The organism is Marinithermofilum abyssi (assembly GCF_014641195.1).
Lineage (GTDB): Bacteria > Bacillota > Bacilli > Thermoactinomycetales > DSM-45169 > Marinithermofilum > Marinithermofilum abyssi.
The window spans coordinates 108,443-122,692 of the sequence record NZ_BMHQ01000007.1; the positions used below are offsets into that span (position 1 = coordinate 108,443).

Annotated in this window: 18 protein-coding genes and 1 pseudogene; 6 read left to right on the plus strand and 13 right to left on the minus strand. The window is 50.8% G+C overall.

What is annotated here, in order from left to right:
* Positions 1 to 114: 114 nt before the first annotated feature.
* The 3 genes from IEW70_RS10935 to nagZ all read right to left on the minus strand — a co-directional run bounded on the left by IEW70_RS10935 (position 115) and on the right by nagZ (position 2,709).
* Positions 115 to 369, minus strand: coding sequence for a YtxH domain-containing protein (locus tag IEW70_RS10935; protein ID WP_188647970.1), 255 nt, complete (start codon positions 367 to 369; stop codon positions 115 to 117).
* A gap of 16 nt (positions 370 to 385) precedes the next feature.
* Positions 386 to 799, minus strand: a complete 414-nt coding sequence (locus tag IEW70_RS10940) for a DUF948 domain-containing protein (protein WP_188647971.1) — start codon at positions 797 to 799, stop codon at positions 386 to 388.
* A gap of 164 nt (positions 800 to 963) precedes the next feature.
* Complete coding sequence (gene nagZ / locus IEW70_RS10945; protein WP_188647972.1) at positions 964 to 2,709, minus strand: beta-N-acetylhexosaminidase; 1,746 nt, start codon at positions 2,707 to 2,709, stop codon at positions 964 to 966.
* Between the two features lie 176 nt (positions 2,710 to 2,885).
* Between nagZ and IEW70_RS10950 the strand changes: the two genes are divergently transcribed.
* From IEW70_RS10950 to IEW70_RS10970, 5 genes and pseudogenes are all read left to right on the plus strand, one after another.
* Positions 2,886 to 3,980 (plus strand): isocitrate/isopropylmalate family dehydrogenase, encoded by a 1,095-nt coding sequence (locus tag IEW70_RS10950; protein WP_373285955.1) that lies wholly within the window; start codon positions 2,886 to 2,888, stop codon positions 3,978 to 3,980.
* 144 nt (positions 3,981 to 4,124) lie between these two features.
* Complete coding sequence (locus IEW70_RS10955; protein WP_188647974.1) at positions 4,125 to 4,556, plus strand: hypothetical protein; 432 nt, start codon at positions 4,125 to 4,127, stop codon at positions 4,554 to 4,556.
* Between the two features lie 11 nt (positions 4,557 to 4,567).
* The gene (locus tag IEW70_RS10960; RefSeq protein ID WP_188647975.1) at positions 4,568 to 4,837 is read left to right on the plus strand and encodes a hypothetical protein; all 270 of its coding nucleotides are present in this window, start codon (positions 4,568 to 4,570) and stop codon (positions 4,835 to 4,837) included.
* A 158-nt stretch (positions 4,838 to 4,995) separates the two neighbouring features.
* Positions 4,996 to 5,289, plus strand: coding sequence for a hypothetical protein (locus IEW70_RS10965; protein ID WP_188647976.1), 294 nt, complete (start codon positions 4,996 to 4,998; stop codon positions 5,287 to 5,289).
* A 228-nt stretch (positions 5,290 to 5,517) separates the two neighbouring features.
* Positions 5,518 to 6,859 (plus strand): annotated as a pseudogene (locus tag IEW70_RS10970) (NCS2 family permease); the annotation flags it as partial.
* 231 nt (positions 6,860 to 7,090) lie between these two features.
* Here IEW70_RS10970 and IEW70_RS10975 read toward each other — a convergent pair.
* From IEW70_RS10975 to IEW70_RS10985, 3 genes are all read right to left on the minus strand, one after another.
* Positions 7,091 to 7,417 (minus strand): hypothetical protein, encoded by a 327-nt coding sequence (locus IEW70_RS10975; RefSeq protein WP_188647977.1) that lies wholly within the window; start codon positions 7,415 to 7,417, stop codon positions 7,091 to 7,093.
* Between the two features lie 252 nt (positions 7,418 to 7,669).
* Positions 7,670 to 8,050, minus strand: coding sequence for a PRD domain-containing protein (locus IEW70_RS10980; RefSeq protein WP_188647978.1), 381 nt, complete (start codon positions 8,048 to 8,050; stop codon positions 7,670 to 7,672).
* A gap of 169 nt (positions 8,051 to 8,219) precedes the next feature.
* Complete coding sequence (locus IEW70_RS10985) at positions 8,220 to 8,513, minus strand: hypothetical protein (protein ID WP_188647979.1); 294 nt, start codon at positions 8,511 to 8,513, stop codon at positions 8,220 to 8,222.
* Between the two features lie 187 nt (positions 8,514 to 8,700).
* Here IEW70_RS10985 and IEW70_RS10990 point away from each other — a divergent pair, with 187 nt between their 5' ends.
* Positions 8,701 to 8,877 carry a hypothetical protein gene (locus tag IEW70_RS10990; RefSeq protein WP_188647980.1) on the plus strand — a complete coding sequence of 59 codons (177 nt, stop codon included), beginning with the start codon at positions 8,701 to 8,703 and terminating at the stop codon, positions 8,875 to 8,877.
* Between the two features lie 241 nt (positions 8,878 to 9,118).
* On the opposite strand, the gene ytxJ is transcribed toward IEW70_RS10990, so the two are convergent.
* The 7 genes from ytxJ to IEW70_RS11025 form a co-directional block, all read right to left on the minus strand.
* Positions 9,119 to 9,466, minus strand: a complete 348-nt coding sequence (gene ytxJ / locus IEW70_RS10995; RefSeq protein WP_188647981.1) for a bacillithiol system redox-active protein YtxJ — start codon at positions 9,464 to 9,466, stop codon at positions 9,119 to 9,121.
* A 124-nt stretch (positions 9,467 to 9,590) separates the two neighbouring features.
* The gene (locus tag IEW70_RS11000) at positions 9,591 to 10,019 is read right to left on the minus strand and encodes a hypothetical protein (protein ID WP_188647982.1); all 429 of its coding nucleotides are present in this window, start codon (positions 10,017 to 10,019) and stop codon (positions 9,591 to 9,593) included.
* A gap of 43 nt (positions 10,020 to 10,062) precedes the next feature.
* Positions 10,063 to 10,659, minus strand: a complete 597-nt coding sequence (locus tag IEW70_RS11005; RefSeq protein WP_188647983.1) for a Myb-like DNA-binding domain-containing protein — start codon at positions 10,657 to 10,659, stop codon at positions 10,063 to 10,065.
* Between the two features lie 209 nt (positions 10,660 to 10,868).
* Positions 10,869 to 11,282: a DUF309 domain-containing protein gene (locus tag IEW70_RS11010; RefSeq protein WP_188647984.1), complete on the minus strand. Its 414-nt coding sequence runs from the start codon at positions 11,280 to 11,282 to the stop codon at positions 10,869 to 10,871.
* 19 nt (positions 11,283 to 11,301) lie between these two features.
* Positions 11,302 to 12,453 (minus strand): N-acetylglucosamine-6-phosphate deacetylase, encoded by a 1,152-nt coding sequence (gene nagA, locus IEW70_RS11015; protein WP_229751937.1) that lies wholly within the window; start codon positions 12,451 to 12,453, stop codon positions 11,302 to 11,304.
* A gap of 363 nt (positions 12,454 to 12,816) precedes the next feature.
* The gene (locus IEW70_RS11020) at positions 12,817 to 13,497 is read right to left on the minus strand and encodes a tetratricopeptide repeat protein (protein ID WP_188647985.1); all 681 of its coding nucleotides are present in this window, start codon (positions 13,495 to 13,497) and stop codon (positions 12,817 to 12,819) included.
* 193 nt (positions 13,498 to 13,690) lie between these two features.
* Positions 13,691 to 14,209 carry a DUF3907 family protein gene (locus tag IEW70_RS11025; RefSeq protein WP_188647986.1) on the minus strand — a complete coding sequence of 173 codons (519 nt, stop codon included), beginning with the start codon at positions 14,207 to 14,209 and terminating at the stop codon, positions 13,691 to 13,693.
* Positions 14,210 to 14,250: the final 41 nt, after the last annotated feature.

Here is a 14,250-nt window from a genome sequence, read left to right on the forward strand (position 1 = left end):
CCTTGGAGTAGGTTTTGCGAATTTCCCCATAAAAAATATCCCCTCCAAGTTAACAGTAAGGGGGTTGCTTCTTACTGTCACCCAGAGGGGATCATATCAATGCGGCTTTTTTCCTTACGCCTTTTTCTTGGACATGGCCTCTTTCAGGTCGATCCATTTTTCAGAAGCGGTGCTTTTCACTTCAACCGCGTGTTCAGCAACATCGCCCATCTGTTCTTTCAACAGTTCCTTGGCAACAGCAAGTCCTTTCAGGAGATCTTCGCGGGTTTCCTTCCGTGTCAACAGAAGGGTCGCAGCAGCACCCACCAATCCGCCGATGACAGCCCCCACAAATACACCTTTGCCTTTGCATCCGTGTTGATCGGCCATAGTCTATCCCCTTTCGTTATTTCACTTTCATCGGTTTATGTTGTGAACTCCGGGACCCGCGCAACCGGTGAATCCAGCTCAAACCGGTATCCGCCAGGGCAACCACCCTTCCCAATCTTTCCTTGTATTGAACAGCCGTACGGGATATGCCGGTAGATAATTCCTGCAGACTGGTTCCCACTTGTCCGAGGGAGTCGAACAGAGCGTCCGTCTTCTGGGTTTTTACCCGGATCTCTTCCACCAATTGACGGGTTTCCCGGAGAGTCCGGTTGGTTTCTTCCACTACCTCATCCACTTTGGGCTTTAAATGGTTCAGAGTCTGATCCAAGGTGTCCAGTGTTCGGTTCACCTTTTTCAGGGAAAGGATCAAATAGATTACAAGTGCAACGACTGCTGCGGCCATGACAGCCACACTGATTTCGATTACCACTGTCCCTCCTCCTTCCTTCCACCTGTTCCCCAGAGATTCCCGCTGAAACGCAACACAGGAGGCTGACATCGTCAGAAACATTCGTGAAAAAGGACATCTATCACAAAGGATACCATTTCCAAAGCAAAAAAGCCTCCCTGAGGAAGGCTTTTTTCAAATGAAATTCACTTTTTCAGGGACAAACCGTACCCCATCGGATAGCGGCCGGGAATTTCCACCGGCAATCGTCCCGCAGCCTCTGCCTCTCCGGCAACAATCCGGGCGGCTTCCCTCAGCGAAGCGGGGTGAGCACTGTACAGTGCCAGATAGGGAACCTCTTTTGGCAACCCGAGAACATCATAGGGAGTATCCAAACCCAAAACCACCACCGGCTTGCGTGTCGAATAAATCCCTCGAACGGCCTTCTGCTGCCCTTTGTGTAACTGGGATTGGGAAACAGCTACGATCACCGCGTCCACTTTTTTCCCTGCCTCGATCAATAAATGCACTTCTTTCGGATCGGGATCAAGGGACATTTCACGGGAGGCTGCCTGGAAACCCGACTCTCGGAACGCCTGTGCCAACAACTCCCCGCGAACAGGTGCAATCACCAGCAGCCTCCTGTGTTTCTCCGATTTCAGCGGAAGGATGTTTTGCGGGTTTTGTACCAGAGTAACTGCACGTTCGGCGATCTCTTCCGCAATCCGGCTGCAATTTTTCTCCGCCGGCAGAGATTTCGGCGTGGGTTCCCGCACGATTGAATGGGCCCCCAGTCGTTGCTGCTTTAACTGCAAGATGCGCCGTACGGACTGGTCGATCCGTTTTTCGGGAATCGTCCCCTGCCGGACTGCGTTCACCAGCGCTGCCATCGCCTTTTGCTGTACGACCTCATCATGGGAAATCAGGATGAGATCGGCACCAGCCTGAACCGCCCGCACCGCTGCTTTGGCCGAGCCGAAGTGTTCTGCAATCGCCCCCATTTCCATATCATCGGTGATGATCACCCCCTGGTACCCCATCCGCTCCCGAAGCAAACCGGTCAATACCCGGTGGGACAAGGTACCCGGTATCCCCCCTTTCCCTTCAATCGCCGGAAACGTGATATGGGCCGACATGACGGCATCCACCCCTCGTTGGATCGCTTGCCGAAAAGGGACCAGCTCCACCTCATGCAGCCGTTTCATGCTGTGGTTCACTGTCGGCAAATCCAGATGGGAGTCCGTATCCGTATCCCCGTGTCCCGGAAAATGCTTTACCGCCGTTAATACCTGTCCTTCATGATAGCCACGGATCTGCGCCAAGCCCATCACCGCTGTCAACTCAGGATCTCCGGAAAAAGAGCGCACACCGATGACCGGGTTGGCGGCATTGTTGTTCACGTCCATCACGGGTGCCAAATTCATATGGATCCCCATGGATCGCAACTCTGCTCCCGTTATTTTCCCCGCCTGAAACGCCAGAGCGGGATCCCGGGTGGCTCCCAGTGCCATATTGCCGGGAAATGGGGTCACTCCTTCATCAAAACGGCTTACCTTGCCCCCTTCCTGATCCACACTGATCAACAAGGGAATCCCCGGAGAGGAACCCAACGCATGACCTTGCAATTGCCGGGTCAGCCGAGTTACCTGACGGGGACTCTCAATATTGCGGTCAAACAAAATCATGCCTCCAACGTGGTACTTCTGCACCAGACGGAGAGCTTGCCTGTTCATTTCATAGGCCGGGGCATCGCCGTTGTGAAAGCCGACCATCAGCATTTGCCCCACTTTTTCTTCCAATGTCATGTGTGCCAGCATCCGATCGGGCCAATCCTCGCCACGGGGATCCGGTAATCCCGCCACCGAGGTGGCCGCCGGCTCCGAAGAGGAAAGTATCACAGCCAAAATACCGAATAATACCAAACCCGCTGCACCGCGAATCCACCTTTGCACAACCATTCCTCCTCGATCGGTTCTATCTTGCGTCTATCCCGTTTATTATATCGGTTTCCAACCCGACCGGACAGGAAGGAGAACCGAATGTTGGAAGAATGCCTTTTTCTAAATGTTCGGAGGTGTGGTATAAGTGAATCGGGGCAGTTATAATGGTGTGGGAATAGAATGACGAGGTGATCAGGTTGGGAGATAAAAAAAGCATCGTGGTCCTTAAAGGAGACCAAACGGGCCAAGAACTTCTGGATGAAGCCTTGCGCGTTCTAGCGCCGGAAGTGATCGGTTTTGACATCGAGTTTCAATCCTATGATTTGAGCCTGGAACATCGCCGCGCCACCAACAACGAAGTAGTGTATGAAGCAGCCCGGGCCATGAAGGAAGCCGGCTACGGGTTGAAAGCAGCGACCATTACGCCGGAAGAGAAAGGGGACGTGGGCAGTCCCAACGCCATTCTGCGAAAAGAGATTGACGGGAAGGTGATTATCCGGACCGGCCGCCGCATCCCCGGCGTTCATCCGGTAGCCGGGATTTTCGCTCCCATTTCCGTCATCCGCATGGCCGTAGGCGATGCTTATGGCGCCAAAGAGTGGCGCGAAGGAGAAGGTATCAACGAAGTTTCCTACCGGACTGAATCCATCGACCGGAAAACCTGCCGGGCCGTGGCGGAGTATGCTTTCCGCCACGCAAAACATACCAACGGCAAAGTATTTGGCGGCCCCAAATATACGGTCAGCCCGGTGTATGAAGGCATGCTAAAGGAAGAGATGGACGAAGCCAGCAAACGGTATCCGGACGTTCCCTATGAGCCGCAGCTGATCGATGCCACTTACGCACTCCTTTTGAGCAATCCGGGAGACCAACCCCTGGTAATCCCCGCCCTCAACCGGGACGGCGACTGTCTCAGCGATCTGGTGCTGCAACTGTATGGCTCGATCGCCGGATCCGAGTCGATCCTGATAAGCTTCGATGAGGACTTCAACCCGCAAGTCGTGATGGCGGAAGCTCCTCACGGAACGGCACCCTCCCTCTTCGGCAAAAATGTGGCCAACCCGATGGCGATGATTCTCGCCAGTGCATCGCTGTTGAGCCATTTCCACGAAACGAAGGCATCCAGCGCTTCCCGCGCCATCTATGAAGCTACCATCGAAGCTGTACGCGAAGGTGTCCGCACTGCGGATCTGGGCGGCAGCGCCACCACTTCGGAGTTCACCGACGAAGTGATCCGGAAGGTACAATCCAAGCTGGATGTATGGAGCAGCCTGCAAATGTGAAGAGCCGTCAGAAAACCCCCTTGCAGCTGTAAGGGGGTTTTCTGATGGCGAAAACGCCGTATTTGATGGGATTTATTTTTTCGTTTTGCCTTTCCTCTTCCTCCGATATAATTTTCTTGAGATTTTACATCAAGGAGGTACTCTATGAAAGAAGAAGACTATACCCCTCTTCACCGTCTGATCGTCAAAGCACCGGAAGGAATATGGTTAGCGGGCGTAACGGGGCTGGGTTACTTTTCGGCGTATTTGGGTGAATTGGGTTATAAGTCTCACTTTCGGATCCCCTCCATGTTTGTGGAAATCACGTTAAACGGACTGGTATTGGCGGTTTGTATCATTATCGCCGCGCTGTTGATCACGTATCTGACAGTGGCGGTACCGTATTTCAGCAAGTACGGCAAGTATTTGTTCCCCGTTCTCATTCCCTTGTCCGTCGGACTGATCATCGGGCTGAAGCTGGGATTTGTCTTTAACTGGTCCCAGAATTGGATGATGGTATTGCTCTTATTCTTTCATATGGTTTTGTTGTGGGTGTTTTTCCGTTATGCCAAAAAACCGGAAGAGGGTCGGGTTTAATCACCGTCAGTTTGTTTATCTTCCTGGTGATGTCGATCTCGTATACCAGCGGAGCGATCATTGCGAAAAATCAACAATACTATCTCGTCTCTGACGGGGCTCGGCCCATGGTAGTGGTGGATACATACCGGGACGCCTTCGTTGTCGCTCCCTTGGATAAGGAAAATCACTTGATCCATCCCCGTTATCATTTTGTGCACCTGGAATCCAGTGCCAATGAAAAATTGCGTTTTCATATGGAATCGGTAGGGCCGCTCCGGGTGATTCCGACGGAACGTTAACACCATCCGTACGGGCTGAACAGCTTGATGACAAACTTGTCCCACTAATCAAAGCGGGGTACGTCGTTCAAAGGTCGCTCCTTGTGAGATGTGCTCTCTGCTTCCGAAGATAGGCTTTTGTCAGCAGCCTCATCACCCGATATACTGGAGGGAATGTCGTGAATCCTACTCAAGCATACATGCGGTATACCACTATGGAAATCCGGGGAGAGTGGGGACATCTTGTTTATTTGGATTTGGAAAGCCCCTCACTGCCGCAACGCTTGCGGGCCAAAGTCAATAAAGAGGGGTGTTGGACTTGGGAAATCCATGTACTTAAAGAGATCCCCATCGACAATCGCTCCTGCAAGGGATGGATGTTTGCCGGTAAAACCCGGTCCAAAGCCACTGCTCTTAACACCGCCAGGGATATCCTGATGAGAGAGTGGATTCGAAGAGTGGGAAGAGTTTGACACTTTCTCCGGCAACCATTAAGATAGAGGCAAAGGTCCCATAAGCCGAGCGGGAAGCGATCGTCGCTTTCTTCTTGCCAGACAGTCATCGGCCGCTTACACTCTGTTATACGGAGGTTGAGAAGCCGCAGATCCGGAACCGTTTCCGGACTGCGGCTTCTTTGCGTACGGACCCGAACGAGCGCCGTTGCAGACCTGTCGGAATTAGAATCTAGGGAGGGATTTTCTATGGAAAAAGCCCATGCACATGAGTCCCGTGTTATTTCATCGTCAGCGAAGCCCGTCTCCAACCGCCCGCTGGAGAAGTTGTTTAAGCTGTCGGAACGGAATACCGACGCCAAGACGGAAATACTGGCCGGAATCACCACTTTCATGACCAGGCTACATCATCTTCGTCAACCCGAACATTCTTTCTGACGCGGGCATTCCCAAGGAAGCAGCCGTGGCAGCCACCATTTTCTCCAGCGTTTTCTGCACGCTGCTCTTCGCCCTGTGGGCCAATTTTCCCGTCGCCGTCGCCCCGGGTATGGGCCTGAACGATTTTTTCACCTACACCGTGGTGCAGGGCCAAGGATTAAGTTGGCAAACTGCGCTCGGTGCCGTTTTCATCTCGGACGTCATTTTTCTCCTTTTGACGGTGACAGGCATCCGCAGAATGCTGGTGGAAGCCGTTCCCGACGTGCTGAAGTCGGCGATCGGGGTAGGCATCGGGTTGTTCATCGCCTTCATCGGCCAGAAGAACGCCGGTATTATCGTGAAGAACGATGCTACTTTCGTCACACTGGGACAAATGACAAAACCAGGACCCCTCCTCTCCGTCTTGGGGTTGATCATCGCAGCTTTCCTGATGGCGCGAAAAATAAAGGGTTCCCTGGTCATCAGTATCTTAACCATCACCGTCGCCGCCATGGCCGTCGGAATATCTCCGGTTCCCACAGGAGCAGGAGATTTCGTTTCCATGTCTGTCCCCGGCTTATCGGAAACATTTTGGCAGATGGATGTTGTGGCTGCCCTGAAGTATGGGATTTTTTCCATCATCTTTTCCTTTACCATTGTAGAACTCTTCGACAACTTGGCCACCTTGGTCGGTCTCTCTAAAAAATCGGGCCTAATGGATCACAAGGGAAACATCCCCCGCTTGGACCGGGCCCTCCAGGCCGACGCCCTCGGAACCATGGCCAGCGCTTCCTTCGGTTCCACCGCCCTCAACGCCTACATCGAAAATGCTACCGGCATCGTCGAAGGAGGACGAACCGGTCTGTCCGCGCTGGTCGTCGCGGGTTTGTTTCTTCTTTGTCTTTTCTTCGCTCCCCTGGTTACCTTGATCCCGACAGTGGCCACCGCCCCCATCCTGATCCTGATCGGTGCCTTGATGCTCAGCGAGATTCAAAACATTTCCTTTGATGATTTCACCGAAGTGATTCCCGCCTTTCTCACCATCATTCTGATGCCGCTCACCTTCAGTATTGCAGAAGGATTGGCATTCGGCTTTATTTCCTACACCTTGTTGAAACTATTGACAGGCCGCACGCGAGAAATCCACTGGATCTTGTATTTTGTCTCTGCCGCCGGACGGAAACCCGCCGACTTGGTGATTAAAAACGGCCGGCTGGTCGACGTACTCAAATTCCGGTATGTGGGGCTGAACCCCGAAGAAATGAAAAATTCCGTAAAATAAACAACTCCCCCTGTGCTCCAAGTGACAGAGGGAGTTTTCTTTGCTGAAGCCTTTCTGCTCCTACAACAAAAAAGGCTGCTGATCAGCAGCCTCAAGCCGAGTGCATCCCGGCTTTATGTACGGTCAAGCGTTTTGGGCCACACCTTCCCCTTCGGCACCCTCCGGTTTCTCAGCTTGCATCGCTTTGTCATAGTTGTCGGAGATTCCAATGATCAATTCATCCAGTGTCATTTCATCTTCCAGATAGAGCTGAATAAGTTCATAGATTACCACACTGCTTTCTTCCGGATAATCCACTGCTTTCAACATCTCATTGAGCGGATCGAAAGAGCGGGACAAGATTTGAACACTTCCCGAGTTGAGTGCCTCTTCCAGTTGCGTCGTCTTTTTGTAAACCTCTTTTATCATCTGGAGAATAATGGCTATCAGCTTTTTCTTTTGAACATCCATCGTCTTAACCTCCTTTTTCTTTCATTCAGTGCGGCTGATGTGGCAAAAAAGAGATAATTCCATTTTAAACGAGTTAGATAGGAAATTAGAAGAGTCGATTTACCGAAAAATTGCCGGTGGAAAATTGATGCAGCCAAAAACAAAAACCGGTACGATGCACCCGGTTTCTTTTATTCCTCTATATTTTACCTTTAAAAATATCGGTTCGCAAAGAAAAAAAGCCCCAAAGCGGGCGATAACACCGAAAATCGTTTATGATAGATTGTCCAAAAACTGAAATACCGTGACATAATGAATACTTAAGTATTGTATTTCTCCCTCCGGCAACCGCTTGGGCCACATCCGTTTCAGCCAATAAATTTCCTCCAATGCCTGGTTGTAGTAGGGGGAGGCCCTCACTTCTTTCATCAATTCCTCAGCAGGAGGAACCGTTCGTTCCGCCCCTTCGGATACTCTGGTTAAAGCACGGGCTAAATGAGTAACCCAATATCGTACAGGAAGTCCTCGCAGCGGTTGGGAACTTCGGCTTCGCACCCGGTCCAATGCGGATTTGGTGACCTCTGCCGCCGCCGGTGTGATGATACCTGCCTCTGCTAGACAATCCAAACGGTGATGCAAATCCGGCAGCCTCACCACCTCCTGTGACAAAAAACAATGAACAGATCTATGCTTATTGTACAAAAAGTTGTCACAAAGGGCAGTACTCGTTTATTGCCATGATTAGCAAAAAAATGGCTGCGATTCAAACGATGTACTGAAAAATCAAAACTGCCGATGGAGATCACCGGCAGCTCCCAGCATATTATTTATTCTTTTTGTCCTGCCCGCGCAATTTTTTCTTACCTTTCAGGATATCCATACCCATCTGGGGATTTTCTTGAACCATGTCGGCAAACCGGGAGATCTCTTCTTTTTGTACATCCGCCTGGGTCACTTTCATCAAATAATCCAAAACGGCCGGCATACCTCCTCGTTCATTGGCTTTTTTTGTTCCTTGCAAAATCTGCTTGAGCTGTTGCTCCGTCAAGACATTCTGTCCCATCATGTTGTTGATCAGTTGGGTCATCTCCCGGACGGAAGGACCTTTACCCGCCATCAGCCATCCCTCCCGTAATGGTTGCTCCCTTCACCATATGTCCCGATACGGGATACGACACTGGCAATTGTCCCAGGTCCCTGCCCAAAACCCCTTTTTCTCCCACCCGGGCGAATCCCCATACACTTGCAACGATGATTGAATATGTTGAAAGTAAACTCTTTGTTGAGATGAAAGGGTGAGGGCATTGCCCCCTCGTTTTTGGTTGAGAAAAGGAACCGAAGGTCCTGGATGGTACGGCGGGCCGGGATGGTATGGCGGTTATCCTCCGTATGCCGCCGGAGGTCCGGGCAGCGGACTGCAGCGGTTGTTGTTGTTTCTGCTCATCATCCCGGTGATTTTCTGGTTCGTCGGCGCTTTTTAAGCGGAAACACCGCCTTTTTCGGAAAATGCGAGGCTGCTGACGGATAGGTCAGCAGCCTCTTTGTTTGACGGAACCTCGATAATCTCCAAAAGGAGCGCTTCCTTTCGAAGCGGCAGCTTGATGACGAACTTGAATGATAGCTTTCCCCGCTGCTCCCTATTCTCCGGCGCAGAAGTCCATCCAAGAGAAGGAAAAGAGTTCTAACCCATTTCGATTAACTTCGGCAACTGCCTCGGTTTTTTTACTGTTGTTCCAGAACGTCCTTTAACACCTCTTGTTTAATATGCCAGTGGGATGTATTCCACACCTGCTGCCCGTTTTTTATCAAAATCGCCTGAGGAGATTGATGACGGACATCCAGGTCTTGTGCAATTTGATTGGATACATCCCGGTGTTCAATCACTTTCACCCATACATAGGATACATCTTGGCGTGGCTCTCCGTTTGTATAAGCTTGGCTTTCCTCCCAGGCTTTCGCACTGACCGGACACTGGGTACTGTGCTTAAATACTAATACAGGGCGATCTCCAGACTGCTCCAAAACCTCTTTCCAATCCTGCAATGATGTAAGCTCTCTCCATTGGGCCATGGAAGATCCACTCCTTCGATGTTTTCTTTCCATGATACCCGATTTTCCTCTTCTGTCCAATGATCCGAGAAGCCCACGGCGCCCGCAGGAAGTGTCCCTGGGGTGCTCAGCCATGTGGAGCAATTTACAAGTGATGAATGCGTACATCCCGATCCTTTTTGTTCAACAGCTTAACCAAGAGTTGATATTGTTCAACCAACATCCGCTCGAAGAACTTCATTTCTTCCTTTAATTGTTTGTTTTCTTTCACCAGTTGTTCCACTTGCTCCTGACGAGAGCGTAATAAATCCTCCAACTGATCGATGCGTCCTCGGATGGCGGAGTGCTTATTTTCCAATTGCCGCCATTTTCTGCGCTTATCGGTGGTGGATGAACCTGCCTCTGAGTCCCGCTTCGTCAACATCACCCAACGTACATAACAAGCGTTAGCGCTCCGCCCCAATTTATCCCCGGCTGATTCAAAGCTTGGAATGCGTGCCATCCCCATCTTTTTGCAATGATTGACCCATTGCAACAATAAACGATCCTCCTCCGGCGTCCAGGAACGGGGCAATGGTTGCACCTCTTTTCACACCAAAAGGTCAAGTTGGTTCATCTTATGTTTCCCGTTCCTGATTGGTATCCACTTCTGACCCGCACTCGTCATCTTCCGCTCTTTCCTTGATAAAAGAAAGTCCGGAAGCATCCAACTTTTGGACAGCTTCTCCGCTGCCTGCTTGTTGTGCCGATTGCAACAGCTTGAGTAAACTGGCATACCGCTCTTTCAGCTCAGCCCGGATTTGATAAATCGCTTCCCATTCTGCACTCAATCGGGCATGTTCCTCGGATACTTGACGATACTCCCAATCTTTTTCCTTCAACCGACGTTCCATCTTGTTCAGAGATTCCTGAAAGTTGCGATATTCGTTGTTATATGCCTGAAGTTGTCGGATCACTTCGCGGAGATTCTGTGAACCTCCTCGCTTCTTATTCAATTGGCTGGCGATCCGCTGTTTTTTCGCTTTGCGAAAAGCTTCTGCCTCCCGTTTCCTCACTACGGCATTCCAACGGAAACCACAGGCTCCCGGTGTTCTGCCGATTTTTTTCCCGACTACCTCAAAGGCTTCCAATTGGTTCCTTCCTTCGTGCACAGCCTGCAAAACGACCTCTGCCAAAAGGCGATCCTCTTCTTCCGTCCAACGGCGCCCTTTCATTAGAATCCCCCTTTGTCACCGCCATTCTATTTGTATCTTATTGGGCGTTTCATAAAAACGTGTAAGTACACCATAAAAAAAGACCGGTATCCGATGACCGGTCACTTTGATGACAACCTGTTTCCATTACAGCAGCAAGTGCTTCCCATCGCTCCCTCATCGAGGTCACAGATGGGATGGTCCATGCCAACGCGATGATCGAAATCGCACTAACGGTCTGTTGACCCCTGTTCGGTTTCATGGAGACGGGGCAACGGACAGATGCCTAATCCCAGCTTTTCTACTTCTATTGGCTCGATCTGCCGGACCTCCTCGGGCAAACGCTGTAGACAGCGATGCAGCCACTGCAAAACAGCCTCAACCACTACTCCATCTGTTTTTGGGGAAAAGGGAGTCAGATAGTGAATCGCCGTTGATGCCAACTTTCTGGCTCCCCTGACTTTTCCCCGTTTCAACTGATGCATGATGGCAGCCACCTGGATCAGACCGTGATAAAAATCATTGTGTCGCTGTGTTTGCCACAGCTCTTCCAGCACTTCGTGGGCTTCCCAGTACTCTTCGCCGTGATAACATCGAAAAAATGCGAGATACAGGGGATGATAGCTTTGTGCCGATATACTCATTAATGACTTCCTTTCCTTATCATCCTTGTTCCCATACTGGTTTTCCCTCGATCCAAACCTGTTTGACCCGGCAAGCTTCATCCGTCACAACCAGATCGGCTTTTTTGCCAGCTTCCAAACTGCCAATCTCCTCTTCCAGACCCAGTCGTTTGGCAGGGGCCAGAGATGCCATTCGAACCGCTTCCCACAAGGGAATATCCGCAAACTGAGCCATATTCCGAACCGCTTCATCCAACGTCAGAAGGCTTCCTGCCAAACTGCCGTCTTCCAGCGTGGCTTGACCGTTCTTTACCTCGACGGGGAGGCCGCCCAGCTCATATCGGCCTTCCGGCTGACCTATTGCACGCATCCCATCCGAGATAAGTATCAAACGGTCCTTCCCTTTTATCTTGGCCAGCAATTTGGCAACAGCCGGGTGCACATGAAGGCCGTCGCAGATACATTCCACTGTTAACCGGTCGTCAAGCAGTGCTGCTCCGGCCGCTCCCGGACGGCGATGATGAAGTCCCGTCATGCCGTTAAAACAGTGGGTGACATGAGAAGCGCCGATATCTACCGCACGCTGCACCTCTTCAAAGGCGGCATCTGTATGACCGACAGATACCGTCACTCCCCATCCGACCATTTTCCCAATAAATTCGAGCGCCCTCGGCCGCTCAGGTGCCAAAGTGACCAGGCGAAGCAACCCTTGACACACCTCGATCGCCCAATCAGCATCTTCCGGGTGCGGGTCGCGGATGTAACGGGGGTTTTGGGCTCCGCGGAATTTCGGACAAATCCAGGGGCCCTCCATATGAATTCCCAACACTTGAGCACCTTGCAAACGATCCCTCATTTGAACCACATTGGTCACAGCTTGTTCCAAACTTGGTTTGTCCATAGTCAATGTCGTGGCTAAAAAGCCTGTAACCCCATAGTGAACCAAGGATTGAGAGATGGTTTGCAAAGCTGCCGGGGTACCGTCCATTACATCGGCTCCGCCTGCCCCGTGAATATGGACATCGATCAGACCAGGCCAGATAAATCCATCTGTCTGAACCATTTTTCTGTCGTCATCCACCGGCGGGCCCACATATTCAATCCGTTCATCCTGGACGAGAACCAGTCCGTCTTCCATTACCCCGTCCGGTAGAATCACTCTGCCGCGAAAACCCACACGCTCAGCCGTCAAGAGATGAAACCCCCTCTGTCTCACAAATAGACACGGATATTTTCTTTCAGCTTAACTGCCTCCCCCATATGAGTCAACCGACTGCGACCGGGGAGATATCAGCAGTTCGATCTAGGCCAAATTTTTTTACAAAAAAGGTTTAGGAATTCTACAAATGTGGAATGAAAATACCAACAAAAATAAAAGAAAAAGACCAGGATATGTTCCTGGCCACATGAAAGAGGGTCAAGATTAAGGAGTTAAGAAGCGTGGTAGCATAAGCAAGGAGGTCAACCTCGCTTATAGTTCGACTATACCATAATTCTCGAAATATGTCGATATATGTTCATCATTTTTTTTGAACATTTGATTTTTGATCGGTTTTTATGTCCACATCCGTCGGAATACCAAGCGGAACCGGTCTTTTCGGTGTGCACGGAGCACCCGATGAAACTTGCTCCGGGCCGATCGGTTGGGAAAGTCGGAAACCAGCAGACGCTGCAGATGCTTCACTTTTTCATGCTTGCTCTCCAATTTGACCAATGCTCGTGCACACACTTCATAATAGCGAATGTCTTCCGTGGTAAAACGGGCGGCAATCTCCAAATGAAGCAAAGCCTGTTGCTTGCGATTGGTCTGTATGTACACCTCTGCCAGCAGCGCATGGGCAAAAGGGTCTTGCGGGTTGATCGCCAAACCGTTGAGCAACTGATTTTCCGCTTGAGCCAAAGAATGCTCGTTCATCAGCATAAACCGTCCGTATTCACGATACCCCCGGCTGTAATCCGGATGGATTTTCAGCACGTTCTCATAGGTGGAACGAGACTCGTCGAGACGGCCCATCTCCTCGAGAATCTGAGCCTTCATCAGCATGCCGTCCGCATGCTTCGGACAGGACTCCAAAAATTCCTCTACGGCGGACAAAGCTTCCTCATAATGGCCCTTGGTGCGCTTCCGCCAAACTTTCTCCAAACGATCCTCCGTACCGGCATGGAGCCGCTCTCCCTGGCCTGACTCTACAGAAGAATGCAGCGATTCTTTTTCCATCGTACCCGATCCTGCCATCGCGATTCCCCCTTTTCCCGCTAACTCCGCTGTTCCGCACCCCTTCACACGTATCCCTCAAAGGAACGATTCGATTTTATCGTACTCGACAAATTTTGTCACGGTTTTTCGACAAATTTTTGCTCAATTAATAAAAAAGCCCTGCTCTACACCCCGATTACTGCTTTGGATGTAGACAGGGGAGGATAGAGGTTTAACGCATGACTAGGCTAGGTTGTTGCATGCGCATACGGGTCTCGTAATCCGTTTCATAATATTCCAGCTCATCCCGAAGCTCTTCAAACACCTTGGACAGAGAGAGCGTCAGTTTCCGCAGGGATTCCGGAGGTTGCTGACGGAATCGGATGGCATCCTGGGCAGTATAGCAGTATCTACCATCTTCTTCATAAACTTCGTTGCGCGGGTAATAAAAATTATAGATACAAACGTGCACCACTTCATGCAGCACCTTTTCCGCGAAAGCCGAGTTGAATTTGGCCCGCCGCAGCACCAAACTCAGCTTTTCATAGCCGATCTCACAAGCCACCAGCAGATGGCGAAGATCCGACACATACTCCTTCAGATATGTTTCCGTTTCCTCGTCCCGGACATCCGACTCTTCCAGCAGTTTGGGTATATGGTACCCGTTTAAAAACCCTTCCAGGCGCTCATTAACCACTTTGAGACGATCCCGGGTCAGTTTGCACAAATCCTTGATTTGCTCGGCAGGCATTCCCCATCCGTACCCCCTTGGAAGCTTAAATCAGGTTCGCT

What these genes read in the sequence shown, in the direction of transcription:
- IEW70_RS10985 (WP_188647979.1), bottom strand. Translation starts at nt 8,513, where the DNA reads ATGGCGGGTAAAGGTCCTTCCGTCCGGGAGATGACCCAACTGATCAAC.
- IEW70_RS11010 (WP_188647984.1), bottom strand. Translation starts at nt 11,282, where the DNA reads ATGAGTATATCGGCACAAAGCTATCATCCCCTGTATCTCGCATTTTTT.
- ytxJ (WP_188647981.1), bottom strand. Translation starts at nt 9,466, where the DNA reads ATGGCCCAATGGAGAGAGCTTACATCATTGCAGGATTGGAAAGAGGTT.
- IEW70_RS10975 (WP_188647977.1), bottom strand. Translation starts at nt 7,417, where the DNA reads ATGGATGTTCAAAAGAAAAAGCTGATAGCCATTATTCTCCAGATGATA.
- IEW70_RS11025 (WP_188647986.1), bottom strand. Translation starts at nt 14,209, where the DNA reads ATGCCTGCCGAGCAAATCAAGGATTTGTGCAAACTGACCCGGGATCGT.
- IEW70_RS10935 (WP_188647970.1), bottom strand. Translation starts at nt 369, where the DNA reads ATGGCCGATCAACACGGATGCAAAGGCAAAGGTGTATTTGTGGGGGCT.
- IEW70_RS11005 (WP_188647983.1), bottom strand. Translation starts at nt 10,659, where the DNA reads ATGAAAGGGCGCCGTTGGACGGAAGAAGAGGATCGCCTTTTGGCAGAG.
- IEW70_RS10955 (WP_188647974.1), top strand. Translation starts at nt 4,125, where the DNA reads ATGAAAGAAGAAGACTATACCCCTCTTCACCGTCTGATCGTCAAAGCA.
- IEW70_RS11020 (WP_188647985.1), bottom strand. Translation starts at nt 13,497, where the DNA reads ATGGCAGGATCGGGTACGATGGAAAAAGAATCGCTGCATTCTTCTGTA.